The sequence below is a fragment of the Thermococcus sp. 5-4 genome (genome assembly GCF_002197185.1).
In the GTDB taxonomy this organism is placed as follows: Archaea; Methanobacteriota_B; Thermococci; order Thermococcales; family Thermococcaceae; genus Thermococcus; species Thermococcus radiotolerans.
This window is the reverse complement of the sequence record NZ_CP021848.1, coordinates 1161658-1186660: the sequence shown is the minus strand read 5'-3', so window position 1 is coordinate 1186660 and position 25003 is coordinate 1161658. Positions and strand designations below refer to the sequence as shown.

The window sequence follows — 25003 nt, the reverse complement described above, 5'->3', positions numbered from 1 at the left end:
CTTTCCAACTCTATGGGGATCGCCATGGGGACGAGGCACGACTACACGCTCTACTTCTTTGCAGCCCTGGGGAGCTTCCTAGTGGTTTACATAGCCCTGCCCCTGCTGGTTATACTGGCCAAGCAGGCCTCGGACTTCGACATGCTGCTCAGGGCCCTTCACGACGCCTACGTTATCGAGGCCCTCAGGAACTCCCTCCTTACAGCGACGGCGACAGCTCTCATAGCTCTCCTCTTCGGCGTCCCCCTCGGCTACGTTCTCGCGAGGAAGGACTTTCCAGGGAAAAGCCTCGTCCAGGCCCTGGTTGATGTTCCCATCGTCATCCCACACTCAGTCGTCGGAATAATGCTCCTCGTCACCTTCTCCAGCGCAATTCTCGATAGCTACACGGGCATAATAGCGGCGATGCTCTTCGTCTCCGCACCGTTCGCGATAAACGCCGCGCGCGATGGCTTTCTGGCGGTTGACGAGGGACTGGAGCACGTTGCCAGAACCCTCGGTGCCTCACGCCTGAGGGCGTTCTTCTCCGTGGCACTCCCGATGGCGTTTCCGGCCATAGCGAGCGGGGCAATAATGACGTGGGCCCGCGCTATAAGCGAGGTGGGTGCGATACTCATCGTCGCGTACTACCCGAAGACGGCCCAGGTTCTCGTCATGGAGTACTTCAACAACTACGGCCTGAGGGCATCGAGACCGATTTCCGTTATCCTCATCGTGATGAGCCTCACCGTTTTCGTTATCCTGCGCTGGCTCGTGGGGAGGAAGGCCAATGCTTGAGGTAAAGTCCGTTTCCAAGGACTGGAAGGAGTTCCGGCTGAGGGAGATAAGCTTTGACGTGAGCGAGGGGGAGCACTTCATAATCCTCGGCCCGAGCGGGGCCGGGAAGACGGTGCTCCTTGAGATAATAGCGGGTATAATCGAACCCGACGCCGGGAGGGTCCTTCTCAACGGTGAGGACATAACCCACTGGCCGCCGGAGAAGCGCGGCCTCGCCTATATCCCCCAGAACTATGCCCTCTTCCCCCACATGAGCGTCTTCGATAACATAGCCTTCGGGCTTAAGCTCCGTAGGGTTCCGAGGGCAGAAATTGAGAGGAAAGTTAAGGAAATAGCTGGGGTTCTGGGCATAGCCCACCTCCTCCACAGAAAGCCAAAAACTCTGAGCGGCGGCGAGAGTCAGCGCGTGGCCATAGCCAGGGCCCTTGTTGTGGAACCCGAGCTTCTGCTCATGGACGAGCCCTTCGCGAACCTCGACGTCCAAACCAGGGCGAAGCTTCTGGGCGAGATGAAGCGCTGGAAGCGAGAGCTCGGCTTCACCGCCCTGCACGTTACCCACTCCTTCGAGGAGGCGGTGAGCCTGGGCGATAGGGTGGGGGTCATGCTCGACGGGAGGCTCGTCCAGACCGGCTCCGTTCGGGACGTCTTTTCGAGACCATCTAGTGAAGAAGTCGCGCGGTTCCTCGGCTTCGAGAACATCATAGAGGGCACCGCGGAGGGAAGGGTCCTGAGGAGCAACGGCGTCGAGATAGAGCTTCCGGCGGAGGCGAGGGGAAGGGTTCGCGTTGGCCTGAGGCCCGAGGACATAATCCTCTCGTTGGAGCCCATTAGAACGTCCGCGAGGAACGAGTTCAAAGCCCTGGTCGAGTCGGTTGAAGAACTCGGCCCACTCGTCAGGGTTCATCTGAGAATCGGCGGCCTACATTTGAGGGCGTTCATAACCCGCTCCTCGATGTTGGAGATGGGAATAACGAAGGGACGGGAGGTCTACGTCAGCTTCAAGGCGAGCGCCCTTCACGTCTTCTGAGGTCCCTTAGCCTGTCTTTTATCTCCACTGGCAGGTTCTCGTATATTTCCTCCAGGGTGTTGATCAGCTCGACCAGTTCCCTCGCCGTCAGGACCTCCGTCCTCGGTCCCAGCTCAAGAACCAGCGCCTCGTACTCCTCGGGCAAAACCTCTTCCAGCTCATCGAGGTGTTCGCTTTTCCGGGGTATCAGGTTGACCTCTCCAATCTGCCTTGATGCGGGTACCTCAAGCTCCTCCTCCGGAATCGGAGTCTCCCTCGGGCAGTCGAGCCTTTCCACTAGTATCTTTATGTCAACAACGGGCGTTCCGTCCATCGCGTCTATCCAGTCGATGTAGAGCCTGTTTCCCTCGATGCGGTTTATCCTGACGGCATAGATGGCCAGTGGGTTTGGTCTGACCGGTGAGCGCGTGGCAAAAACTCCCCTGAGCGGGTTCTCTGGGTTGTTGTAGGGATGAACCTTCAGGACGCTCCTTCTCTCCGGCCTATCGCTGGCGTGGAACCAGAGGATCAGCTTTATCCAGTCCCCCTCGTTGAGACCGTGGACTGCATCGCTGAACTCCGGTAGGATTTCGATGAATGTCTCTCCGTTCTTCCTCACGTAGCCGACGGGAACGAGTTTGAAGGGTTCGAAGTTCATTGCCACCACCCGAAAAGAAAAGGGACTCAGGTCCCGTGCTCCCAGCTCTCCAGGTATTTCCTCTGCTCCTCGGTGAGCTCCTCGATTTTTATCCCCATCGAGGCGAGCTTTATCCTCGCCACCATCTCGTCTATCTCCCTCGGGAGCACGTAGACCTTCGGCTCAAGCCTCTCGTGGTTGTTCAGTATGTATTCGGCCGCCTTCGCCTGAAGGGCGAAGCTCATGTCCATTATCTCAGCCGGGTGGCCGTCAGCGGCCGCTAAGTTGACCAGCCTGCCTTCAGCGAGAAGGTAGAGCCTTCTTCCGTCCGCCATTCTGTACTCGGTTATGTTCGGCCTCGGCTCGCTTATCTCGACCGCCAGGCTCTCAAGGTCCGGTTTGCTTATCTCGACGTCGAAGTGGCCGGCGTTGGCCATTATGGCGCCGTCCTTCATGACTTCGAAGTGTTCCCGCCTTATGCAGTTGATGTCGCCCGTCGAGGTGACGAAGATGTCGCCCACCTTCGCCGCTTCCATCATGTTCATGACCAAGAACCCGTCCATCCTTGCCTCCAACGCCCTAATTGGGTCAACCTCCACCACTATCACCGTCGCGCCGAGACCGCGGGCGCGCATGGCTATGCCCCTGCCGCACCAGCCGTAGCCGACAACGACGACGTTCTTACCCGCTATCAGCAGGTTGGTGGTTCTCAGGATTCCGTCCCACGTTGACTGGCCGGTGCCGTAGCGGTTGTCGAAGAGGTACTTGGTGTAGGAGTCGTTCACAGCTATGATTGGGAACCTCAGCACGCCGTCCTTCTCCATGGCACGGAGCCTTATGACACCCGTTGTCGTCTCCTCGCTCGCTCCCCAGAGTCCGTCTATCAGCTCGGTTCTCTCCCTCAGCACCGTCGAGACCATGTCCGCGCCGTCGTCTATGATTATGTTCGGTTCTATGTCGAGCGCCTTGTGCATGAACTCGTAGTACTGCTCCCTGTCCTCCCCGCGGATCGCGTAGACCTTGACCCCTGCCTTGGCGAGGGCGGCGACAACGTCGTCCTGTGTCGAGAGCGGGTTGCTTGCAGCCGCCGAAACCTCCGCACCGGCCGCCTTAAGCGTGAGGAGCAGGAAAGCCGTCTTCATCTCAAGATGCAATGTCGCCGCGATTCTGACTCCCTCGAAGGGCCTTTTCTCCTCGAAGTCCTTTCTTATCGTCTGGAGAACCGGCATAAACCTGGAGACCCAGTCTATCTTTTTCTCGCCGCTGGGGGCCAGGCTGATGTCCTTAACGCAGTAATCCCTCGTGCAGTCCATCATCATCACCGCAGGGTTTTTAATCAAAGACGTTAAAAAAGGATTGGTGTTCCCATGATAGTTGACCTATCGGTGCCCCTCTCCGAGGATACACCGGTCTACCCCGACGATCCGGGAGTAAGCATAAGGCTCTGGGCCGTCATCGACAGGGACGGCTATTACATGAACATTCTGAAGATGGGGGAGCATTCAGGCACCCACGTTGACGCGCCGGCGCACTTCGTGCCTGGGGGAAAGACCATCGACGAGATGCCCCTGGAGAGGTTCGCGGGAAGGGGAATGGTCGTTGACGTGAGGGGTGGTGAGGGCCCGGTACGTCTGGACGAGATTCCGGACGAGGGCTATTTTGACAGGATCGTGCTTTTCCTGACGGGTGGCAGGGAGCTCTCTCCGGAGGTGGCGCTGTTTCTCGTGGCTGAAGGCGTTAGGGCCGTTGGCACAGACTCCATGAGCATCGGGGACGATGCCGTTCACAGGATACTCCTCAGCGAGGAGGTGCCAGTGTTTGAGAATCTGACCAACCTGGAGGCCCTCTTGGGAAAGGACTTCACGTTCGTGGCGTTTCCCCTCAAGATTGAGGGCGGTTCAGGAAGCCCCGTCAGGGCGGTGGCTTTTGTGGAGTGAACTCCGCGCTTGTTTTGTTTGATATGGGTTTGTTGCCCCCTTATTCGCATATCTACGTCAGCTTACTTTCGATTAAACAGAGTTAAACGTTGTGGAACCTTTGTTAACGGTTAAAAGATAAAACTCGGCTCTCAAGACTTTTTTCTAAACAATCGCCAACGTACATGGACGATTTCGTGAAAAAAGCTTAAATAAGCCTTTTTTCATAGAGATGACCGAGGTGAAGAGCCATGATGGGAAAGAAAGTAGCGGCAATCCTGTTTGGGTTGCTGATGTTGGGAATGCCACTGACCGTTGGAAGCGTCAGTGCCGCGGAAGGGAGCGTTACAGTGATACTGGTGAGCGATAACGCGGCAGACAAGGCAATCGCCGAGTACCTGGCCAACGAAACTGGGGCCGTGATGGTCACGACAACGTGGGGCGTCTACGATCCGAACGTTACGGCGGAGATCATGAGCTACGCCCCGGACGAGGTGATAATAATCGGCGGCCCGGACGCAGTGGTTGATGAATACGTCACGGACTTGGAGGAACTCAACATCACCGTCGAACGCTGGGGCGGCCAGAACAGGTACGAGACCAACCTCATGGTCATGGAGGGGGCCAAAGTCAAATTCAAGCTCGAGTTCAACAACAGCGTTCTAGTTGCTGGAAACGACACCCTGGCCATTCAGAACGCCCTTCAGCTGGCCCTTCAGAAGGGGGCCATGATTATCTACGTTAACGAGAGCAGCAACGTCACAAAGCTCATGGAGAAGCTCGAGATAAAGGAAGCGGCCATGGTCAAGACTCAGGCATCCGAGAGGGTCGTGGAGCACGTTAGGGAGCAGCTCCGCGAGTGCAACTGCACCGCCACGGAGGTTCAGGTCAACGTCACCAAGGAGACGGTTCTTCAGTTGATGGTTCAGGTTCAGGAGAGGCTCAAAACTATCGAGAAGATGGCAAACGAAACCAACTCAACCGCACTCACGGAGCAGGTTAGGGTCATGGAGATGACAATGGAGAAGGCCAACCAGGCGCTTCAGGCCGGAAACTACACCGATGCATACCAGATGGTGCTTGAACTCCAGGTTCGGACGGAGTTCAGCCTCAAAGCGGCGAACGGCGAGATGAGGATGGCGATAAAGAACTGTGAAAAGGCTGCCCTTGAGCGCGAGATGGGAAAGCTTGAGGCGCAGATAAGCGTCATGGAGAAGGCGGGAATAGACGTTAGCGCCATCAACGCGCTGATGGAGCAGCTCAAGGTTGCGATCCAGAACGGCCAGTACGACGAGGCCAGGGGGTTCATGAACCAGATAAAGGCCATGATAAAGGAAGCCTACCAGAACGGAAGGCAGGCCATCAGGGACAGCGCTCAAAAAACCCACGGAATGGGCTCCTCACGGCCGTGAGCAAGTTAACACACGTTGGGCACCACCAACCCCCGGTATGGGCGCTAAAATCAGGGGCTTGAATCAGTCCTTTGCCTTCTCTTCTCCTTTTGTTCCCTGATGTACGGGTACCTCATGATGTGGCCGCAGTTGAGGCACTTGATGACAATGTGACCGTTCCGGAGCCTCACCCTGGCGTTGACACCAGGGACGAGGAAGGAATGGCAGCGCTTGCAGTAACGGCGCTTCCACTTTCTCGGCATCCTTATTCTAGCCTTCTGCTGAACCGCGAGGGCTATCTCGACGTAGCGGTTGGCCAGCTCGGGTTCGTAGGGGAAGGCCCTCTCCGCGAGCGTAAAGAGGACGTTTACCCTCTCGCGGGCGATCCTGCGCTTTTCCCTCTGCTCCCTCTGGCGGATGAACTTCTTGGACATGACATCACCCTATCAGCCTTAGTTTCCCTGGGAACGGTTCGTATACGTATCCGGCGGCTATAAACCTTTCAAGGAGCTCCGCGGCATCCTCCCCCGAGAACCCGTCCCTCACCAGTTCCTGGATGAAGTCCTCCCTCGTTACCTCGTTTGAAGGGCTCACCGATGCCAGGTCGTGCAGTATCTCCAGAGCCCGCCGGGCCTTGAGCGTTCCCGGGACGTACATCTGGTATTCCCTCAGGAGCTTTATCATCTCCGAGGGATGGTCCTTGAGAACGACCATCCAGTCGTTCACTATGGCCTCGTTTATCAGCTTGACCTCCCTGGCGGCCCTCTTGGTAACCCTCCCGTTGAACCGAACTATCGAGCCGAAGACTCTTTTGCCCAGCTCCGCCCTAAGCCGGATGTTCATCGGCCCGCTGGGGGCGGTTAGGGCCCTGAATGGGTCTCCGTAGTCCTCTCTTGACTCCCTGAGCCACCTCAGAAACTCTTCCTCAACCGCACGGGTCTTTTCCCGGTCGAGGGAGCCCAACCTTTCCCTCTGGATGAATATCGTGACGAGGAGGTTGGGTATGAGCTGGAGGAACTCCCGGTTCTCCTCGAAGTAGGGCTTTTCCTCCGAGGGTACGAGCACGAACGGCGTCTCGGACATCCTTGCCATCCTGTCGAGGGGGTCCGCTTCGACGTTTTTGGGGAGCAGGCCAATCGCCCTCTTGCTCAGTATCCTTTCGGTGACCCACTTGGGTAGGCTGATGGTACCCCTCTTTGTCGGCGGGGTGTAGTACCGCATGTCGCTTCCGTTGGGGTTCCCAAGCCGGAAATCCAAACCGAGCAACGGGTCGTCCACTTCGAGGACCCTTTTCCTGGTGAGACGAACCTCCCAGGGAAGGCTTGAGTGGAAGTACTTGAGGGCCTTCCAAAGCGCGAGAAGCCCGGAATCCTCCCGGTATTTGAACACTGTGAACTCGAATCCCTCGCCCCACTCCTCGCCCGGTATGTACGGAACGCCGTATATCGAGTAGATGAGGGCCTTCCTCATGTCGTCACGTAGGTAAACCGTCCTCTCGAAGAGGTCGAGAACCTCCCGTCTGCTCAACGCGAACTCGCGGTAGTCCTTCCAGTACTCCGAGTAGTCCCTCCCCTCGATCCTTGCCGCGCTGACCATCCGGAGGTTTCCCCAGGGATATGCGTCGATGATTCCCCTCACGAGCACGTAGCTCCCGGGTTTTATCCTCCCGGAGAACTCGGTCCTTTCAGTCGCCCGGATAACCAGATACGTGCGGAAGTCTCCCCTGCGCAGGGACGACAGCTCCGAGGGGGAGAGTGGGGACAGCAGGTAGTAGGCGGCGTCGGCCGGTGCATTGGGAGGCTTCCTGCCCAGCAGAAAGCCGGCTACCTCGATCTCGTCCCCGTTTTTGAGCCGTTGGATCTTCATCTGAAACTCCCTGAGCCGCCTTCCCGGACTGAGCGGCTCCCTCATCCTCTCCAGCCTCAGCAGTTCCAGTATCTCGCCCTCCATCATCCACCCTCATCGACCGCAAGATTTATAAATGCACCGCGACAGGTATACATCGGTACGGCGGTCATAGCGGCGGGGTCACACCCGGTCTCGTTTCGACCCCGGAAGTTAAGCCCGCCAGCGATCCCGGGTGTACTGTCCTCCGGGAGGGGACGGGAAACCGGGGACGCCGCCGGCCACTATCCTTCTGACACACTTCTCGCAAGTCTTAAATCCTTTGGGCACGTATTTCTTCCCGATGAGTTCGATGGTTTCCGAGGACGAACTTCGGAGAAGATGGAAGAGAACGGTTGAGCGGCTTTTTCGGGAGAGGATCATCCGAAGCGAGGCCGTTAGGAAGGCTTTTCTTAAGTATCCGCGCTACCTCTTCGTTCAGAAGCGCTACTGGGACTACGCCCACGTTGATGAGCCCCTCCCGATTCCCGCGGGGCAGACGATAAGTGCCCCTCACATGGTGGCGATAATGCTCGAGCTGGCCGAGCTGAGGCCTGGGATGAAGGTCCTTGAGGTAGGAACCGGCAGCGGGTGGAACGCGGCCCTGATAGCTGAGCTCGTAAAGACCGACGTTTACACGATAGAACGGATTCCCGAGCTTGTCGAATTCGCGAGGAGGAACCTCGAGCGAGCTGGGGTGGAAAACGTCCACGTGATTCCCGGGGACGGCACGAAGGGCTTTCCGCCGAAGGCACCCTACGACAGGATAATCGTCACCGCTGGGGCGCCAAAGGTTCCCGACCCCCTTGTGGAGCAGCTGAAACCCGGAGGAAAACTGCTGATACCGGTTGGGAGCTACCACCTGTGGCAGGACCTCCTGGAGGTCCTCAAGCTCCCCGACGGTTCAACTGAGACCAAGAACCACGGGGGCGTTGCCTTCGTGCCGCTCATTGGGGAGCACGGCTGGAGGGGGTAGGCTTTTAAGTTTCCCCTCGCTCTCTTTTCAGGTGGTACGATGGTCAAGCTCATAGCCTTTGATCTCGAGGGGACGCTGGTCAAGTCGGTCTCCAGCTGGGTGGAGCTTCACAAGAGGTTTGGGACCTGGGAGAAGGGAAAGGAATACGCCGAACTCTTCTTTGCGGGAAAGATAGACTACGTAAAGTGGGCGGAGCTCGATGCTTCACTGTGGAAGGGCCACACCAAGGATGAAATAATGGAATGGGCGAACTCGGTCGAGTACATGGAGGGTGCAAGGGAGCTCATCGAGTTTCTGAGGAGGAACGGCTTCAAGATAGCGATACTCAGCAGCGGCCTCATGTGCCTCGCCGGAAGGATAGCGAAGGAGCTCGAGGTTGACTACGTTTTCGCAAACGAGCTGGTCTTTGAAAACGGCGTCGTTACCGGGAAGGTCAACCCCCTCGTTGACTTCAAGAGCAAGGGGACCATACTCCGGGAGCTGAAGGAAGAGCTGGAGCCGGAGCTTACTGTGGCCGTCGGCGACGGCTTCAACGACCTGAGCATGTTTAAGGAAGCCGACGTCAGCATAGCGATAAACCCCCACGAGGGCGTGGAGGGCGACCACAACGTTGAGAGCCTCTACGAGGTCATGGAGATCGTCAAGGGACTCATAGAAGAGCGGGGTCAGTGAAGGGCGTGTTCATCACCGCTCGGCAAAGCAAAAGCTCGTCATCCCCCTGTTGGCCCGACCGGAATCCCCACCTCACTCCTCCGTGGGGTGGGCGGACGCCGGGCCGGATAAAGGTTCGACGACGGTTTTAAATCCTTTTCTCACAGTCCGGCTATCTTGAGCTGAATCCACCAGAATATGTCGCCCCAGAAGTAACTTATCAGGAAGCCGAGGAAGAGAGCCGGGGCGAAGGGCATCGACTTCTTTCTCAGAAAGCTGTTTTCAAGCCTCCCCTCCTCAACGAGCCGCTTGAGTTCCTCGATCTGCTCCCTGCTCAGGCCCTCCGCACTAGAGGAGGCTATCACCTTGCCGTAATCAGGATGGAGTGCACCCAAGTCCGCACTGAGGAGGGCGTTCTTTATCCTCGTGAAGGTGTCCATTCTGTCCCTAAGGATTTCCCCGTCCTTCTCAAATACCGTCTCGCCCAGGATGTCCCATTCTCTGAGTTTCTCCACCGCCACCTCTTCCATCAGAACTTCGGTGCGCATGAACTTCACGAGGGAAAAGAACACCTTAAACAGGTACAGCACGGCGAGGAGCTTTAGGAACGCCCCCACGGCGGTTGATGGTTCCTGATAAATCAGGTAGGCCAGAACGCAGATTCCTATAGCGTCTCCAACCTTCCTGAACTTTCCGAGGACGTATATCACGCCGATTGTGAATACCCACGACCACAGCCCGACGATTGAGACTCCCGTGACCTCGTAGATTATTAGCCTGAGGCCGAGGGCGGCCATTATCCAGAGGGATAGCTCAAGGGTAAGCCTCGCCCTCTCGGTGAATATGGCCCTCAGCTCGGCGAACTTCCTTCTGGCGATGAGCACCCCGAAGGCGTAGACGAAGATGAAGGGGAATATCGCTATGATGCTGTTTAGAAGTATCGTCAGGGGGTAGAGGGGATACTCAACGGTGTAGGGGGCGACGATAGAGGCTGTTGCAGGTGCGTAGGGCAGGAGCGCCGAGAAGCCGGCGAGTATCACCGCGTCACCGCTCGCCCAGGCCCCGAGGTAGTAGAGGAGCAAACCGAGGACGAAGCCCAACACAAGCCCAACGAAGCCCGATGCGGCTAGGAGTGCATCCCCCTGGCTGATTCCGAGGTAGAGGTAGTAGATTATCCCGACCTCGACGGCAGGTATTATCAGCCTGGGAATCCACCCTGGAAGACCTTCCTCCTCTTCCTCTCCCTCCTCCCACCCGAGGAGCTTTCCTATCAAGGTGAGCGTCGGAAAAATGTGGTTGTCAAAAACGAATCCCGTCTTTACATCGGTGTACGAAGTAACGACTCCCATAACCAGCCCCAGAATCAGGGGAACGTAATCCATGATTCCACCTCATAGATCTTCGAGAATTTGCTTCCTTACCTGGGTTGTGTAGTTTGATATTGCCTCGTTGAGGTTCCTCGTGCCGTTGAGAACCACTCTGGCAGCTATGGTCACCAGAACCAGAACCGCCGCCAGCATGAACAGGTACTCAAGGGCTCCCTGGGCTCGTCTCATCTCTCACACCTAAACCTTCTTCGGCGCTAAAGGATTTAAAAGTTTCCATCGGCTAAGCTTTTAAGGGAAAAGAGAAGGCGGAATGTGGTGAAAATGAGGGTCCATCACCTGAGGGTTCGAGAGGAGTACCTGGACTACATAAAGTCCGGGGAGAAGCGGATAGAGGTTAGGGTTGCCTATCCGGGGCTGAGGGGAATACAACCCGGGGACAAGCTCATATTCAACGATTCGATTCCTGCTGTAGTCACCGGAGTCAAGCGCTACGAGACCTTCCGGCAGGTTCTGAGGGAGGAGCCGATAAAGAAAATCTTTCCAGACGAACCGAGCTTCGAGAGGGCGGTGAAGAGGTTCCACGGCATGTACCCGAAGTGGAAGGAGAACCGCTACGGGGTCATCGCCATAAGGTTCAAGCTCCTCGGTGAGGGGAGATGAGGCACTTAGAGTTCGATGGGCGCTATGCAGAGGCCATACTGAGCGGAAGGAAGAGGGCAACGGTGAGGCTGGGCAGGAAACCGAACCTCAAACCCGGAGACGAGGTTCTCATCCATTCGGGCGGCTATGCGATAGGGAAGGCGGTTATCGAGAGGATCGAGAGCAAAACCGTTGGCGAGCTCACGGATGAGGACGCTTTTCTGGACGGTTTCTCCAGCAGGGAGGAGCTGATAGAGGCCCTCAAAAGCCACTACAGGTACGTTAACGACGATTCCACCGCCCACGTTATAGTCTTCCGTCTCGTGGAGCGCTTCGAGAAGCCGGTCATGAGCTCGGATTATGCCTACGAGGGCAATTTGCCGGTGGAGATAGCCGAGAAGGCCCTTAAGTACCTCGACCTCTCCGAGGAGGACAGAAAGCTCCTCGAACTTTTCCTCCGGGCGGGGAGTCTGAGAAAGGCCGCCCACAGGCTCGGGGGCATGAACAAGAGGTACCTGATTAGGGACGCCCTCAGGAGGGCCTACGAGGAGCTGAAAAAGAGGGGCATCATGGGGCCGAAGGTTTGAGCCCCTCGAGGACGTTCGTTTCTCCGCCGTTCTTAACGGCCGAAATCACAACCGGAATGAGCTTGAAGGTTCCGCCGTGGATTACACGCTTGAGGTCTCTCATGAACGTCTCCATCTCGAACTCGTCCCGGAATTCCAGCTTGGCTATAAAGTCGTACTCCCCGTAGAGCCAGTACCCTTCGACGGGGAGCTTTTCCAGAACCTCGTCCCGGACGCCCCAGACGAGGAGTATCGCCTCGATTTCCATCACCTCCGTCGGCGATTCGTCCCCGGGAGCTGATAAAAGTCTTTCTAACGTTTTTCCGTCATAGGTGCAACTTTCTGAAAGATTTTAGGGCCCAACTTGTCGTTCTGCCGGGCAAGGGTTTTAACGTCCGCACCCAACTCCATCAGGTGGTCCTGATGAAAGCCGTCTTCTTCGATTTTGTGGGCACGCTCATAACGAAGGAGGGCGAAAACGTTACCCATCAGAACATCGTGAGGGAGGTCCTCAGAAAGGCCGGGAGGGAAGATCTCGACTACGTGATGCTCTGGGAGGAGTACGAGACCGAAAGCTCCGCGATGTTTAAGGAACTGGCCGGCAAGCCCTATGTCAAAATCCGGGACGTCGACATCAATGCAATGCAGAAGGTGGCCGAGCGCTACGGCTTCCCGGTTCCCGATGACTTCTGGGAGATAAGCATCGCCATGCATGAGCGTTACGGTCAGCTCTTCCCGGATGCCGTTGAGACGATTAAGGCCCTCAAAGACCTCGGCCTCCACGTCGGAATCATAACCGATTCGGACAACGACTACATCGAGGCCCACCTCAAGGCCCTCGGAATCTACGACCTGTTCGATTCCATAACGACCAGCGAGGATGCCGGTTTCTACAAGCCCCACGAGATGCCCTTCAGGCTCGCCCTCGAAAGGGCCGGCGTTGAAGCGGGCGAAGCCCTCTACGTCGGCGACAACCCGGCCAAAGACTGCGTTGGGGCTAAGAACGTCGGCATGATGAGCGTCCTTCTTGACCCGAATGGCGCGAAGAGAGAACTGTGGGGGAACTGTGACTTTGTGGTTTCAAAGCTGAGCGAGGTCGTTGAAATCGTGAAGGGTCTGATGAAAAAATGAGGGGTCGGCAACGGCAGGGCTCTTCATCGCCCTGGGGGCTCGCCTAGCGAAATTCTCGTCATTCCCCCTCTTCTTCACTCCTTGAGCCTCTGGTAAGCCACGTAAAGCCTCTGGAGAACGGTTATCCAGGCCAGAACCGCAACCGCGTAGACACCGTACTCAACGTAGCCGAAGAGCGCGGTTATGATTATTATCAGTAGCCGCTCCGCCCTTTCGGCTATCCCAACTGCCAGCCTTCCGGAGCCTGCCAGTTCAGCCCTGCAGCGCTCGTAGCTCACCAGGTAGCTCCCCATGAAAGCTATGAATGCAACGCGCCAGTCCACGAGGTTTCCGAGGGCTATCCCGAAAAGAACCGCTCCGTCGCTTATCCTGTCGAAGGTGGAGTCGAGGAAGGCCCCAAAGCGGCTCGTCTTTCCCGTGAGCCTCGCGAGCGTTCCGTCGAGGGCGTCTATAAGCGAGCCGAAGAGCAGAACGAGGGCCGCTATGGCCTGCTCGCCGCGGTAGAAGAAGTAAGCACCGGCGAGGCTTATCAGCAGGCCGAGGACGGTTATAGTGTTCGGTGTAACGCCGGCCTTCGCGAGTGGTCTGACGATGGCCTCGAGGTAGCCCTTCACGTTCTCGCGGTACCTGTTGAGCAACGCTCTCACCTCATTCCAGCTCGATTACCCTCTTGCCCCTCTCCTGCGGGATTATCTTGAGCTTTGCGTTCTCAAAGCTTTTCCTCAGGCCCTCCCCTTTCAGGAGCCTGTCCAGGAAAACGGCCAAGGCGGCGACCTCGCTGTGGGGCTGGTTCCCAACTCCGACGTTGTAGTCGGCCATCTCGTAGACCTCCCTGGGCACCTTCTCGGCGCCGACAACGACGAGAACGTCCCGACCTTCCTCCAGCTCTTTTCGGATCTGTGGCATCGCGTCGTCTATGTGGATTCCGTACATCGTGAGGTGAATTATCGCCCCCCCGCGTTCCTTCCACTCGCGCATGAACTTCCTCCAGCCCGGGTCGAAGGATATCTCGAAGGGCCCTCCCCATCTCCGGACAACGTCCTCGACGCTCTCCCTCACGTGCTCGTCCTCCTCGGCGGCAATGATTATTTTATCCGCCCCGAAGGCCCTCGCCGTCAAAGCGACGTGGGTCGTTATCCTCTTGTCCCTCTCGGGTCTGTGTCCGAGCCTTAGAACTACTATCATCATACCTCCCCCGCGAATATCTTCCAGTATCTGGTGAAGTCGTCCCTCCAGGTCATGTTCTTGTAGAACTCGTACATGGTTTTTACGTCTTGCTCTATTTTGCCCGTGCCGTACTCGCTCAGCACCCTGTTCAGGTCCTCCTCGTTGGGCGCCGAGGCGAAGAGGAACAGGGCGTACAGCCTCTCGTTCTCGTCGAGATTGTTCATAACGAGCATGAGCTTTGACCTCAGCTCCGGCTTCAGTCTCTCGGTTACCTTCTTCAGGAGCCTGTCCTCAAGGTTCGCGAGGAAATCACCGGTGACGTCAACGTGCTCGTGCCCCTGAAGGGTCGCCGGTGCCTGGGCGACTATCCTGAAGCCGTCGCGCGTTACGAGCTGGTACACCTTGGGGAAGTACGGACTGGCGAGGTAGTCGTCAACGGAACCAACGAAGCCGTGCTTTACGTCCACGATGTACCACCCGTCGGCGGTGTAGAACTCGGTCATCGGCCTCATCGTGCAGTCCGTGCCGTTGGAGAGTGTTATGATTCTGGCGGGGATATCAACCGAACGCAGCATCGCCGTGATGAGTATCTGGGCCTCCGCGTAGCTTATCCTGTCCTGGGGAAGTATCTTATCCGGCTCAAGGGTCGAGGTGGTGTCCCCCAGGGAGTATGTCCTCATCATCCAGCTGTATATTGCCTCCGCGGCCTGCGGCTCCGACTCGGCGCTCCGGATTATCCTGAGCGTCATGTTCCTGAACTCGGTTCTGTTGAACTCCGACGTCGAATTGTAGCGCTCCATCCAGTAGCCGTCGACTATGTACTCATCGGTTACCCAGTGATACTTCAGGCCGTAGGCCTCCTTTAGAACCTCGGTGCTCTGGTTCCACGGCTCCCACACCACCTTCAGCGGGAAGCTCTTGACTGTGCTGCCCTCGGCGCCGCTTATCGCGTACTTGAGGATGGTCGATATGTAGCCCTCGCGGTACGCGTACGGTGCCCTCACGGTGTACCTGACCCTCACCTCATCCTTTCCATCGACGGACGCTGGAAGCGTCCCCGCGCTCGCAACCTTCATGCCGTTGAAGAGGTTGAAGCTGAGGTCGCGAAGCTCTATCGGGACATCGAGCTTGTTCTTGATGATCACGGTTAGGTTGGCCGTTTCCCCTCCCCTGATGACCTCCGGTGCCTCAACGTTCACCTCGACCTCGTCGGAAGGACCGGCCTCGCTCGACACCGTTATCCTGAACTGCCCGTAGAAGCCCGTCCACGAGCGCTTGAGCTCGTCTGTAAGCTCGAGGGACAGCTTCAGGTTGTAGACACCCGGTTTTAGGGGCGCCCTTAGAATCCAGACCAGCTGTACCGCATCGCCGACTGGAAGTATCTCCGGAAACTTCGGCTCCTGGAGTATCTGGAAGCTGTCGTCTCCGAGAACGAGCGTCGCACCGGTGAGTCCGACCTTCCCGGTGTTGTTGACGAGTATCATGACGTGAATCGTCCCGCCCGGTCGGACGAGGGTCTTGTCAACCGAGAATTTAACCTCTGCCGGAGGCTTGAAGAGGCAGCCTGAAACCACCACGATGAGAATCAGCAGCAGGACGGGGATTAACTTCCTCATGACCATCTTCCAAACCCTTTAAAGCCCCAACCGTTAATAAGCTTTAGGTGGTGCGGATGATAACCCTGACGACTGACTTTGGCCTTAGGGGCCCCTACGTGGGGGAGATGAAGGCTGCCATGCTGAGGCTCAATCCAGAGGCGGTAATCGTCGATGTCAGCCATTCAATAACCAGACACTCCGTTCTTGAGGGATCGTTTGTGATGGAGCAGGTGGTCAAGTACTCGCCCGAGGGGACGGTTCACGTTGGCGTGATAGATCCCGGCGTTGGAACCGAGAGACGAGCGGTTATAATCGAGGGCGAGCAGTTCCTCGTCGTCCCGGACAACGGTCTGGCCACACTTCCCCTCAAGCACATCAAGGCGAGGAAAGCCTGGGAGATAGACTTCGAGAGGGTGAAGCGCTTCACCAAGTGGGAGATAAGCTCCACCTTCCATGGAAGGGACGTTTTTGGGCCGGTTGGGGCCCTGCTGGACGCGTGGGTCGAGCCGGAGAAGCTCGGAAGCGAGATTCCGCTGGAAAGCTTAATTAGGCTGGACGTCGAACCGAGGAGGGAGGATGACCTCTGGCTGCTCAAGGTGATATACATCGATGACTTTGGCAACGTCATACTGAACCTTGAGGGGTACGAAAGGCCGGAGAGGGTTGAACTGCCCGGCCGTGGTCTCAAAATACCCTACCTGGATACCTACGGCCAGGTAAAGCCCGGCGAACTGCTTGCACTCCCCGGAAGCCACAACTACCTCGAGATAGCCGTCAACCAGGGGAGCGCGGCAAAAAGGCTCGGCCTGAAGGTTGGGGATGAGGTCAGGGTGAAGCTCATCGGAGGTGATTGAATGGTCAAGCGCGGTCTATTCGTCGGCCGGTTCCAGCCGGTTCACAACGGTCATATAAAAGCGCTCGAATTCGTTTTTTCACAGGTTGATGAGGTAATCATAGGAATCGGAAGCGCCCAAGCGAGCCATACGCTGAAGAACCCCTTCACGACGAGCGAGAGGATGGAGATGCTCATCCGGGCACTGAACGAGACGCACCTGGCGGACAAGCGCTACTACCTGATTCCGCTCCCGGACATAAACTTCAACGCCATATGGGCGACCTATGTTGTGAGCATGGTTCCGCGCTTCGACGTCGTCTTCACGGGGAACTCGCTCGTTGCACAGCTCTTCCGCGAGAAGGGCTACGAGGTCATCGTCCAGCCGATGTTCAGGAAGGACATCCTCTCGGCGACCGAGATAAGGAAGCGCATGGTCGAAGGACAGCCCTGGGAGGAGCTAGTGCCCAAGAGCGTGGCCGAATTCATCAGGGAGATAAAGGGCTGCGAAAGGATAAAGATGCTCGCGACGAACCTTGAGAAGAACGAGAAGGAGCTACAGGCACCGATAAGGATTCCGGAGTTCTAGGCAAGATTCCCAAGCAAAACGCTTTTAAAAGAATATTTTTCTAATTTTACTTTGATAAACAATGAACTACGCTAGAAAAACAACAATACTAATTACAATGTTGTTTCTAATTTTAATCGGGTTTAGTCCGTACACCTTAGCCAGCAATAGCACGAAAAAGGAGGTTAATAATGGAATAGTCGTGTATTATAATAACAACAGGTGGAATCTGTATACGTTTAATGAGACCAATACCAAAGCTCCAATAATACAAGTTAGCAATCTAACAATCCCTCTTGCAGGTTTGGAAGGAAATGGCACGGCCGAGTTTGCAATTTTTAACGTGATTTACCTGCCTAAAGGCACAGTTTTTAACATGTCAGCCTTTGTATGTTCTGAGGATAGAATAACGAACTTGTCAGTGGTTGTTTTCAGGGGAAATTGGTTGGGTCCCTATGACTTTTCCCACCGCATAAAATTAAACCAGAAAAATTCGTACCGTCTCTATATGCCGTCAGGTATGTATTCCGTGGGTATCATTTTCGACATTAAAAACACCAGCATGGATAAAGTCCACTTCTGTAATATCTTTTTGAATATTTCGTCTAAAAAAGGAACTGCTCTTGTGCTTAAGCCCTCAATTCCCGGTCTCTCAAGGCCATTCTTTGTTGTGGGCAGACATGTTAAAGAGGGGAAAGTTAGGTCGATTTCTTGGATATATTACCAAGCTACGAAAGATGGTGCAAAAATTCCGATTCTTAACCTCACCAATTACAAAAAAACAGGGAAGATTTGGGCATGCTTTTATACGCCAACAAAAAATGCAACTCTCAGCATAGTAGTTCATGCAGAGGATCTGTTAAGTGAGCATAAGCTCAACTGGTACCCCACGGAATTGTATATCTGGAACGGCTCTAGATTAGATATTACAAATCTTAAGTGGAACAGCACATTCATATATAACGGTTCAGACTATGGTCTGGTGATTAATCCTAGCAATTTATGGAACTTTTCGAGAAACTTAACAGATGCTGGAGATACTTTGAGATGTATTGGGATATGGGTTAAATGGGACCCCCTCCTGAATGCTTCGGTTACTCTATCATTGCCGGCCAATTCCATTGTTGGACTCACTAACAGCTCGAATGTTCAATCAAACTCAGAGGAGATAATCCGACAAAACCGTATAACGGGGATTGAATTATTTATTGTTGGTTTATGGTTGCTAGTAATTTTCTTGGCACTCAGACAGCCTCAGTTGGTAAGAAGGTGTAGATTTCCAGATTGGATAGATGACTTAATAAGAACAATAAGAGGATTTTTCCAGAATACACAAAATCTGATTGGTATTGGTGTATGCATTGTGCTTCTTTTGGCAGCATTGGTATCTTTCGGCCTTATCCCACCAAATCAACTTGCCACATGGGGAGGAATTATTATCTTTATACTATTATGGGTATTGTCAGGTTCGCTCCTATGGTTAATTGATAATGAGTGGTGGAGTGTTCTTATTATTGCTGCTATAATAATAGGAATCCTGAGGGGATTAATTAACATTGGAGTATTCGGTAACAGTGAAGTCTTCCTATTCGTGCATTTTGCTACGTTTCTCCTTCCACTCCCCCTCCTTGTTCGCTCTTTGAGAATTGCGTGGGAAATAATTGATAGAGGAAGCCGCACAAGCCCACGCTTAATTCGTAGAAGGAGTGAAAGAATGCAACTTTTCCTTTCCATTGTGCTTTCCATATTCATAGGACCTGGAATGGTAATCTTGGTTTATGCCTCTGCCTCCATTTTGGGCCTTATTAATAACAATATTAGCACTTGGCAACAGATTGTGGGCTCCAGTTTCATTATCTCCATCGGAACCGCTGCTCTTCTTGTTTATGAATGTCTCTTGCTGAGGGATTTCTGAATATTGTTCCTTTTTGCCACAGCCTCCAAAACATCCCTCCAGCCATCAAAAACAGCCCTAAGCTAGCCGCGTACGGCAGCGTCGCGTGGATGCTCGCTAAAGCGCCGGCTATGATGGGCGTGAAGAGCCCTATGAGCCTCCGATAGCTCGATATTGCCGCATGGAACTCGCTGGCCCGCTCCTTCGGAATCAGCGAGAACTGCCAGGAGCGGTAGAAGGGGAACCAGAGGGTGTTTCCGAAGTCGCCGAGGGCATACACCGCCAGCGCCAGCCAGAAGGGCGGCGAGAGGGCCATGACCAGAGCATAGAAAGCGTTGATGAACATCCCGAGGCCGATGACCTGGAAGCCTCTCCCCTTTGGAACCCTCTCGCTGGCGTATGTGCCGATTATCGATGCCAAACTGCTCGCGCAGGCTATCAGCGTCACCTCGAAGACTGTTTTGTGGAGCACGAATACCACGTAGTTGATGAGCACCAGTTCAGGGGCGAGCGCCCAGGCGAGCGTTAGTAAAGCCTCGAAGGCGAGGAGAACCTTGAACTCCCCCACCTTAAACGTGAAGCCCTCGGGCGTTATCCTCTCCTCCCTGCTGACCGAGGGTAGGAAGAACCAGATATAGGCTACCGTAACGGCCGAGAAGAGGCCGAAGAATATGAACGCCCAGCGGTAGTTCTCCGCGCCGGGGTAGAGGTAGCCGAAGATGTAGCCGAGAATCGGGAAGGTTACCAGTCTCGCTATCTCCGGCAGGCGCAGGTGCCAGGCGAATATCTCCTCGTACTTGTCCTCGGGATAGATTACCTGCTCATATGCACGGTAGAGGGGGTAGAGAACCGTTGAGAGCTTCTCCACGGTCCTTCCGGCGAAGAGCACGAGCGGGGCCATGGCGCCTCTGGCAAGGCCGTAGAGGACGTAGGCGATGCCATCGAGTATGTCTATCGCGATGAGGCCCTTCTTAATGTCCCAGCGGTTGAAAAGCCGGCCGAAGAGATACGTTAGGGGAATCGCGACGATGTTGACGGCTGTGAAGAACGTCCCGACCTCGAGGACGGAGTAACCGACCTTCATCATATAGAGCGGGAAGAGTATCCAGACTATCAACCCGGGAGCGATGAGCGTGTGGTAGAGCATGTATGCCCTGGCTTCCCTCGGAATCTCACTCCAGCGCATCTGAAGCCCCGTTCATATTACAACTGAGATTTTTAAACGTTTCTCAGACACTTGGCGTAAATCAGCGCCGGCTCGCCCCACTCCGGATACGGGTCTATCAGCTCGATTCTTGAGAAGCCCCTCCGCTCGTAGAAGCCCCTCGTCGCGTCGTAGGGTTTGTAGGTTAAGTCTCCCGAGCTCTTGACGACGAGGAGCTCGAAGCCTCTCTCCCTTGCCCACTCCTCGACGAATCGGAGCAGTTTCGTACCTATCCCTTTACCCCTCAGCTCCCTTCTAACGGCTATCCAGAGGATTTCAACGGCCTTCTCGTTGAGCGGTTTGATCGCTACAAAGCCGAGAACCTCTCCCCCTTCCACGGCGACGAAGGTCTTCTCCTCTCTCAACTCCCGCTCCATAGCTCTCAGACCGGCCTCGTTGAACCACTCGGGAAGACCGCGAGCTATTTGAAGGCATTTTTCAATATCGTCCTCTCCCACAGCCATAACGATGTTCAATGCACTCACCCAGATTAATTTCTCAAGAAGCTTTAAATGGAGTTCCCCCAAGTTCGGATGGCGGTCAACGTGCTGAGGAGATTGATTCCACTCACGGCGTTTTTCATCGTCCTTCTGGTTATCTTCGGGCTGCTGTTCGTCAATCAAACCCCGAACCTTCCGCCCTGCGAGGGCAACACCACCTACACCCTCGCTCCCGGGATCAACGGCTCCCTCGGCGTCCTGATAGTCTACATGGATCCGGGCATAAGCCACGAGAGGGCGGAGGCCGTTTTTGACGCGGCGAAGAAGGCAGGTGCGAAGTGGGTGAGGATAGGCTTCATCTGGGCGCTGGCCGAGCCCTCGCCAGGGGAGTACAACTTCACCGAGTTCGATTGGATAATCAACGTCGCACTCCAGAGGAACCTCTCCGTGCTTCCCGTCGTGATGTTCACGCCTAAATGGGCCTCGGGAAAGCCGGACGCGAAGGACTACTACCTCTACCCGCCGGCTAAGGGTGAATACCTCCGCGATTTCGGGAGGGCCCTTGCCATGCACTACCGCGGGAGGATAACCCACTGGGAGCTCTGGAACGAGCCGGACATGAGGGGCTTCCTCAAAGACCCAGATGGAGACGGCTCGACCGCCGACGAGTACACGGAGATGCTGGCCTACTTCTACGGCGGTATAAAGGCCGGAGACCCGGATGCAAAGGTCGTCCTCGGCGGGCTTGCCAATTCGAAGGTCGAACCCTCCTGCGAGAAGGACTACCTCAGGAAGCTCCTGAGCGACCCGGACTTTCCAGCCGGGCGGAACTTCGACGTGGTGAACATCCACACGAACTTCCGGAGTCCCGAGGATATAATTCAGGAAATCCGGGAGACCCGGGCGATTCTACGTGAATTCGGCCTCGAAAAGCCCCTCTGGATAACGGAAACGAGCTACACCCCCGTCAAAAGGTTCCAGATTCTGCCGTGCTATCAGGGAGAGGAGGGGTTTGACCGCTACGTGCACGACGCGCTCGTGGTTGAGTTAAACGAAGGCGCCGAGGTCGTCTTCTGGGCGGCCCTCCATGACTATGGGGCCGACAGGCCGGAGAGCGACCCCTACAAGCACTCCGGGCTCTACACCTACGACCTGAAGTCCAAAAAGGCGGTGGAAGTGTTTAGAGAGTTGAGCGAGGAGCTGGGGGGTTAGGCTAGTCCAGCCACCCCTCCAGGGCCCTGTTGACGAGTCTCAGGAACTCCCCCTTCGTTCCACCCTTTCTGTAGAACTCGTCCAGCAACTCCATGAAGCGCCTCTCTTCCTCCGTGAACTTCTCGCCCCGCCATCTGAAGATTCTGAACCTCTCGCCGAGAACCTCAACCGTGTGAAAGCCACTATCTCTGGGCGTTGCCTCAAGGTCCTTCACGAGCTCGATGGTGTTTATCGTGTCGTAGCCGAGCCTCTTCCAGAAGGTCACTGCGTCCTTGTCCTGGGGCAGGACGAAGAGGTAGAGCGCTGAATCCCACTTCAGCACTTCCTCTTCGGCCCGTTCAACAAGACTTCGCCCAATTCCCCGCCCCCTGAATTCCGGCCTCACGTATATTTCCTCCACCCAGAAGCTGCCCTCCCTGCTCGAAACCCTGATGAAGCCTGCGACCCTTCCTCCATCGAAGGCGAGGAAGATTATGTCGCCCCTTTTGAAGTAGTGCGCGGCCTCTGCTCTGTATTCTGCCTCGGCGTGGGGGCTCCAGCCCTGCTTGCCCCTCAGCTCCTTGAAGAATTCGATGTAAAGCTCCTGGAAGTCCAGGAGGTGTTCTTCATCGAGACGGAGTATCTCCATATCCGTCACCTCTCAAACTAACTTCTTCCGGAACACCAGCACGTTAGGCTCCTTGGTCTCGTCCCAGAGGAAGAGACCGAGCCTCCTCAGTCCCGGCAGGAGAGGTTTAACCCCGCTGGGGAGCATTATGTCGAACTCCTCTCGTCCCCTCTCGCGAGCAACCCAAGCCATTCCCGGGAGCGTGGCCTTAAGTGTTGCCAGTCCAACATCGAGGGGCGTGAACGTTGCCTCCCCCTTCGGAACGAGGAAGCGGAAGCCGTTGATATCGTAGAATTTGGCCTTCGCCTTCAACCATTCGAGGCTTTCGGCACTCCTGCGGAGGAACTTCCATCCGGCGGGGATTACGCCGAGGGTCAGGTCTTCCAGGCTGGGTTCTATCATCGCCGGCTCCTCGGGCTCAAAGGCGGAAACCTTCGCCCCCAGGTTGAAGAACTTCGCGGTTGTTGAGAAGCCGTCCCTCTTCGCCATTGCTATGCTCTCGCGGTTGAGGAAGTAGGTCGCGAACTCGAGAGCTTCAATCTTCCCCTCGCGGGCGAGTCTCTCGCCCAGTTCGAGCATGAAGCCGTGGAGCTTCCTCCCGTAGCCCCTGCCCTGGTAGTTCGGGTGAACCCTCAGTCCCTCAAGCCAGCCGACTTTTCCCGGCAAAAGCGTCATCTTCGCCGTGCCAATGACCTTTCCGTCCAGCTCAAGCACGTAGAAGCCGCCGTCTTTAAGCCACTCGTCGAACACCCTCGCCAGGTAGTCCTCGCCGCCCCAGGTTAGTCTCGCTATTTCCTCGATGAAGGATTTATCCTCTGGCCTTGCCTCGCGGATGAGCGGTTCCATGGTATCACCAGGAAGAGTTGGGGAAACCTTTTAAGGTTCTTTCGTTATTACGATTGGTGATGTTAATGAATCGTCTCCTCGCGATTGCCGTCGCATTGCTCATCATTTCGGCTTCCCTTGGATACGCCTACCACGAGAAGGGGGCGGAGGTTGAGGATGCCAAGGCCGGCCTGTTCGCGGTTTCAAACACCGCGCTATACTGCATGACGGACATATATGCACTCAAAATAATGCTCGAAAACAACGCGAGCGAGGAACTCATAAGGGAGCGGGTTGGAAGGTATACCTACTGCGCGCTGATGCTTAGAGAGGCTTCCGCGTCGCTCTACGATATCACTGGGGAGGAGAAGTACTGGAACCTCCACGTCGCGGCTACAAACCTCATGGATTACTTCAACCACGCTAGGAACAGTGAGGATCCGCGAGAAGTCGTGGCCGAGAATCTGGAAGTCCTCATGAGGATCAAGGACGGAATTTCGGAAATATACCATGCGTGGGGCACGGGTAACGTCACCGAAGACATGACATCCAATCTCCTCAATCTGACCCAAGAGCTCTCGTGGTGAGGGCGAAGAGGCCAATGGCAAGAAACCCCAAAAGAAACGCTCCGGAAGTGAGGCTTAGCGTTCCTGCGCCGTTTTCAATCAGCCACGCGAAGGTCAACTGCGACAGCGGAATAACGAGTGTCGCGAGGGCGTCAAAAAGGCCCCTGGCAGTTCCAAGGCTCTCGAGGGGAATGAACTTCTGCATCAGGCTGTCGAGGGAGACGTTGAGGAGCTCCCCGCCGAAGCCGAGGATGAAAACTGCTGGGAACAGTGCTATCACCGCCGGAACGCCGACGATGAGGAGTGCAATGCTCTGGAGGAGCATTCCGGCAATCAGGGGGCGTCTTAAACCCGTCAGCCTCTTGCGGGCCAGGTAGGTAAGCCCCGCAACCGCCACGAGGCTTCCGACCGTCGTGAGTCCCTGGAGGAGGCCGTATAGAACCTTGCCCTCAGCGAGTTCCTTTAGGGAGGCGAAGACGAATATCCTGAAGGAGCCGAGGGCGAAGTTGAAGAGCAGCACCGAGGCGAGTATTCCAACCACGAGCCGACGGCTGATTTGTAGCCGTTTCTCTTCCCCCATCTCAGTTCTTCTTTCGCGCTTCACCTCGACGTTCAGGTAGGGAAGGAGCGTGAGAGCCCCCAGGAGAAGGAGAAGCGCGTCGAGGAACATTGCCCTTATTCCGAAGCGATACGCCAAGAACCCTGCCAGCGGAAACGCCACGAGCGAGACCCCGTTACCCAGGGTCGCAAGTGTCGCGTTCAATCCCTGAAGTTCACTCTCGTCAAGGGTCATCGAGGCTACCAGCGAAAACCCGTAATAGCGGTGGAGTATGTCCAGGGCGGAGATGGCCGAGACGATGAGATAGAAGGCCGGGACGTTCGAGGAGAGCGGGATTATAAGGACTGCGAGCAGGGACTGGAGAATGAGCGCGAGAAAGGCGAGCCTGACTTTTTTGGCCGTCCTGTCGAGGGTTCTCCCGAGGATTGGTGGAAGAATGACCCACGGTAGATGAGTGAAGAGCGCAAACCCTCCGATGCTCACCAGCGACCCGGTGGTATCCAGCAGACTCCAGGGTAGGGCGACGCTTTCGATGGCATCCCCGACGATTCTGAGGGATGACGTGAGCATGTGAAGGCGGTAGAGGGTTCGCTTCATGAATGCACCTCGACGGTTTCTGCCTTAAGCTT

At 55.8% G+C, this 25003-nt stretch carries 29 protein-coding genes and 1 rRNA gene; 15 read left to right on the top strand and 15 right to left on the bottom strand.

The window, feature by feature from the left end:
- The first annotated feature begins 24 nt into the window (after window positions 1-24).
- Together wtpB and wtpC are read left to right on the top strand one after the other, a co-directional pair.
- On the top strand, window positions 25-777 hold the full coding sequence (wtpB, locus tag CDI07_RS06565) for a tungstate ABC transporter permease WtpB (protein ID WP_088180853.1): 753 nt from the start codon (window positions 25-27) through the stop codon (window positions 775-777).
- Window positions 770-1804, top strand: a complete 1035-nt coding sequence (wtpC, locus tag CDI07_RS06560; protein WP_088180852.1) for a tungstate ABC transporter ATP-binding protein WtpC — start codon at window positions 770-772, stop codon at window positions 1802-1804. Before wtpB ends, wtpC begins: the two co-directional genes overlap by 8 nt.
- Here the strand turns inward: wtpC and tsaA are convergent.
- Together tsaA and CDI07_RS06550 are read right to left on the bottom strand one after the other, a co-directional pair.
- Window positions 1776-2441 (bottom strand): tRNA (N6-threonylcarbamoyladenosine(37)-N6)-methyltransferase TrmO, encoded by a 666-nt coding sequence (gene tsaA / locus CDI07_RS06555; RefSeq protein WP_088180851.1) that lies wholly within the window; start codon window positions 2439-2441, stop codon window positions 1776-1778. The genes wtpC and tsaA overlap by 29 nt on opposite strands.
- 26 nt (window positions 2442-2467) lie before the next feature.
- The gene (locus CDI07_RS06550; RefSeq protein ID WP_088180850.1) at window positions 2468-3733 is read right to left on the bottom strand and encodes an adenosylhomocysteinase; all 1266 of its coding nucleotides are present in this window, start codon (window positions 3731-3733) and stop codon (window positions 2468-2470) included.
- Between the two features lie 54 nt (window positions 3734-3787).
- Between CDI07_RS06550 and CDI07_RS06545 the strand changes: the two genes are divergently transcribed.
- Both CDI07_RS06545 and CDI07_RS06540 read left to right on the top strand, forming a co-directional pair.
- The gene (locus CDI07_RS06545; protein ID WP_088180849.1) at window positions 3788-4357 is read left to right on the top strand and encodes a cyclase family protein; all 570 of its coding nucleotides are present in this window, start codon (window positions 3788-3790) and stop codon (window positions 4355-4357) included.
- 230 nt (window positions 4358-4587) lie between these two features.
- Window positions 4588-5748 carry a cell wall-binding repeat-containing protein gene (locus tag CDI07_RS06540; protein ID WP_088180848.1) on the top strand — a complete coding sequence of 387 codons (1161 nt, stop codon included), beginning with the start codon at window positions 4588-4590 and terminating at the stop codon, window positions 5746-5748.
- Window positions 5749-5798: 50 nt separating this feature from the next.
- Here CDI07_RS06540 and CDI07_RS06535 read toward each other — a convergent pair whose 3' ends face one another.
- Both CDI07_RS06535 and CDI07_RS06530 read right to left on the bottom strand, forming a co-directional pair.
- Window positions 5799-6161 (bottom strand): ribonuclease P protein component 4, encoded by a 363-nt coding sequence (locus tag CDI07_RS06535; RefSeq protein ID WP_088180847.1) that lies wholly within the window; start codon window positions 6159-6161, stop codon window positions 5799-5801.
- 4 nt (window positions 6162-6165) lie between these two features.
- Complete coding sequence (locus CDI07_RS06530) at window positions 6166-7680, bottom strand: hypothetical protein (RefSeq protein WP_226996550.1); 1515 nt, start codon at window positions 7678-7680, stop codon at window positions 6166-6168.
- Window positions 7681-7733: 53 nt separating this feature from the next.
- Here CDI07_RS06530 and rrf point away from each other — a divergent pair.
- The 3 genes from rrf to CDI07_RS06515 all read left to right on the top strand — a co-directional run bounded on the left by rrf (window position 7734) and on the right by CDI07_RS06515 (window position 9259).
- Window positions 7734-7855 (top strand): 5S ribosomal RNA (gene rrf, locus CDI07_RS06525).
- 69 nt (window positions 7856-7924) lie between these two features.
- Window positions 7925-8587 carry a protein-L-isoaspartate(D-aspartate) O-methyltransferase gene (locus tag CDI07_RS06520; RefSeq protein WP_088180845.1) on the top strand — a complete coding sequence of 221 codons (663 nt, stop codon included), beginning with the start codon at window positions 7925-7927 and terminating at the stop codon, window positions 8585-8587.
- A gap of 39 nt (window positions 8588-8626) precedes the next feature.
- Complete coding sequence (locus tag CDI07_RS06515; protein ID WP_088180844.1) at window positions 8627-9259, top strand: HAD-IB family phosphatase; 633 nt, start codon at window positions 8627-8629, stop codon at window positions 9257-9259.
- Between the two features lie 140 nt (window positions 9260-9399).
- On the opposite strand, the gene CDI07_RS06510 is transcribed toward CDI07_RS06515, so the two are convergent.
- Window positions 9400-10620 carry an A24 family peptidase C-terminal domain-containing protein gene (locus tag CDI07_RS06510; protein ID WP_088180843.1) on the bottom strand — a complete coding sequence of 407 codons (1221 nt, stop codon included), beginning with the start codon at window positions 10618-10620 and terminating at the stop codon, window positions 9400-9402.
- A gap of 9 nt (window positions 10621-10629) precedes the next feature.
- Window positions 10630-10794 carry a class III signal peptide-containing protein gene (locus CDI07_RS06505; protein ID WP_088180842.1) on the bottom strand — a complete coding sequence of 55 codons (165 nt, stop codon included), beginning with the start codon at window positions 10792-10794 and terminating at the stop codon, window positions 10630-10632.
- 93 nt (window positions 10795-10887) lie between these two features.
- On the opposite strand from CDI07_RS06505, the gene CDI07_RS06500 reads away from it, so the two are divergent.
- Together CDI07_RS06500 and CDI07_RS06495 are read left to right on the top strand one after the other, a co-directional pair.
- On the top strand, window positions 10888-11226 hold the full coding sequence (locus tag CDI07_RS06500) for an ASCH domain-containing protein (RefSeq protein ID WP_088180841.1): 339 nt from the start codon (window positions 10888-10890) through the stop codon (window positions 11224-11226).
- Window positions 11223-11792: an ASCH domain-containing protein gene (locus CDI07_RS06495; protein ID WP_088180840.1), complete on the top strand. Its 570-nt coding sequence runs from the start codon at window positions 11223-11225 to the stop codon at window positions 11790-11792. The genes CDI07_RS06500 and CDI07_RS06495 overlap by 4 nt, the downstream gene beginning before the upstream one ends.
- On the opposite strand, the gene CDI07_RS06490 is transcribed toward CDI07_RS06495, so the two are convergent.
- On the bottom strand, window positions 11773-12039 hold the full coding sequence (locus CDI07_RS06490) for a hypothetical protein (protein ID WP_088180839.1): 267 nt from the start codon (window positions 12037-12039) through the stop codon (window positions 11773-11775). The genes CDI07_RS06495 and CDI07_RS06490 overlap by 20 nt on opposite strands.
- Before the next feature lie 155 nt (window positions 12040-12194).
- Here CDI07_RS06490 and CDI07_RS06485 point away from each other — a divergent pair, with 155 nt between their 5' ends.
- Window positions 12195-12902 carry a TIGR02253 family HAD-type hydrolase gene (locus CDI07_RS06485; protein ID WP_088180838.1) on the top strand — a complete coding sequence of 236 codons (708 nt, stop codon included), beginning with the start codon at window positions 12195-12197 and terminating at the stop codon, window positions 12900-12902.
- A 74-nt stretch (window positions 12903-12976) separates the two neighbouring features.
- Here the strand turns inward: CDI07_RS06485 and pgsA are convergent, their stop codons facing one another.
- The 3 genes from pgsA to CDI07_RS06470 are packed head-to-tail and all read right to left on the bottom strand — an operon-like array spanning window position 12977 to window position 15691.
- Window positions 12977-13540 (bottom strand): archaetidylinositol phosphate synthase, encoded by a 564-nt coding sequence (gene pgsA, locus CDI07_RS06480; protein ID WP_088180837.1) that lies wholly within the window; start codon window positions 13538-13540, stop codon window positions 12977-12979.
- A gap of 10 nt (window positions 13541-13550) precedes the next feature.
- A complete protein-coding gene (locus CDI07_RS06475) occupies window positions 13551-14087 on the bottom strand; it encodes a tRNA (cytidine(56)-2'-O)-methyltransferase (RefSeq protein WP_088180836.1) in 537 nt (178 codons plus the stop codon).
- Window positions 14087-15691, bottom strand: coding sequence for a transglutaminase-like domain-containing protein (locus tag CDI07_RS06470; protein WP_088180835.1), 1605 nt, complete (start codon window positions 15689-15691; stop codon window positions 14087-14089). Before CDI07_RS06470 ends, CDI07_RS06475 begins: the two co-directional genes overlap by 1 nt.
- A gap of 50 nt (window positions 15692-15741) precedes the next feature.
- Between CDI07_RS06470 and CDI07_RS06465 the strand changes: the two genes are divergently transcribed.
- The 3 genes from CDI07_RS06465 (at window position 15742) to CDI07_RS10115 (ending at window position 18982) form a co-directional block, all read left to right on the top strand.
- Window positions 15742-16521 carry an S-adenosyl-l-methionine hydroxide adenosyltransferase family protein gene (locus CDI07_RS06465; RefSeq protein ID WP_088180834.1) on the top strand — a complete coding sequence of 260 codons (780 nt, stop codon included), beginning with the start codon at window positions 15742-15744 and terminating at the stop codon, window positions 16519-16521.
- Window positions 16522-17088, top strand: a complete 567-nt coding sequence (locus tag CDI07_RS06460) for a nicotinamide-nucleotide adenylyltransferase (RefSeq protein ID WP_088180833.1) — start codon at window positions 16522-16524, stop codon at window positions 17086-17088.
- Between the two features lie 61 nt (window positions 17089-17149).
- Window positions 17150-18982, top strand: coding sequence for a hypothetical protein (locus CDI07_RS10115; RefSeq protein ID WP_145954986.1), 1833 nt, complete (start codon window positions 17150-17152; stop codon window positions 18980-18982).
- Here CDI07_RS10115 and CDI07_RS06455 read toward each other — a convergent pair.
- Window positions 18921-20147, bottom strand: coding sequence for an MFS transporter (locus CDI07_RS06455; protein ID WP_226996549.1), 1227 nt, complete (start codon window positions 20145-20147; stop codon window positions 18921-18923). The two genes, CDI07_RS10115 and CDI07_RS06455, sit on opposite strands and share 62 nt — an antisense overlap.
- Window positions 20148-20179: 32 nt before the next feature.
- Entirely contained in the window at window positions 20180-20641 is a 462-nt protein-coding gene (locus CDI07_RS06450; RefSeq protein WP_226996548.1) for a GNAT family N-acetyltransferase, read from the bottom strand.
- Window positions 20642-20698: 57 nt separating this feature from the next.
- Between CDI07_RS06450 and CDI07_RS06445 the strand changes: the two genes are divergently transcribed.
- A complete protein-coding gene (locus CDI07_RS06445; RefSeq protein WP_088180832.1) occupies window positions 20699-21817 on the top strand; it encodes a beta-galactosidase in 1119 nt (372 codons plus the stop codon).
- Window position 21818: 1 nt separating this feature from the next.
- Here the strand turns inward: CDI07_RS06445 and CDI07_RS06440 are convergent, their stop codons facing one another.
- Window positions 21819-22445 (bottom strand): GNAT family N-acetyltransferase, encoded by a 627-nt coding sequence (locus CDI07_RS06440; protein WP_088180831.1) that lies wholly within the window; start codon window positions 22443-22445, stop codon window positions 21819-21821.
- Window positions 22446-22457: 12 nt separating this feature from the next.
- Entirely contained in the window at window positions 22458-23270 is an 813-nt protein-coding gene (locus CDI07_RS06435; RefSeq protein ID WP_088180830.1) for a GNAT family N-acetyltransferase, read from the bottom strand.
- Window positions 23271-23329: 59 nt separating this feature from the next.
- On the opposite strand from CDI07_RS06435, the gene CDI07_RS06430 reads away from it, so the two are divergent.
- Window positions 23330-23836, top strand: a complete 507-nt coding sequence (locus tag CDI07_RS06430; RefSeq protein ID WP_226996624.1) for a hypothetical protein — start codon at window positions 23330-23332, stop codon at window positions 23834-23836.
- Here CDI07_RS06430 and CDI07_RS06425 read toward each other — a convergent pair.
- Complete coding sequence (locus CDI07_RS06425) at window positions 23808-24971, bottom strand: MFS transporter (protein WP_088180828.1); 1164 nt, start codon at window positions 24969-24971, stop codon at window positions 23808-23810. The two genes, CDI07_RS06430 and CDI07_RS06425, sit on opposite strands and share 29 nt — an antisense overlap.
- Window positions 24972-25003: the final 32 nt, after the last annotated feature.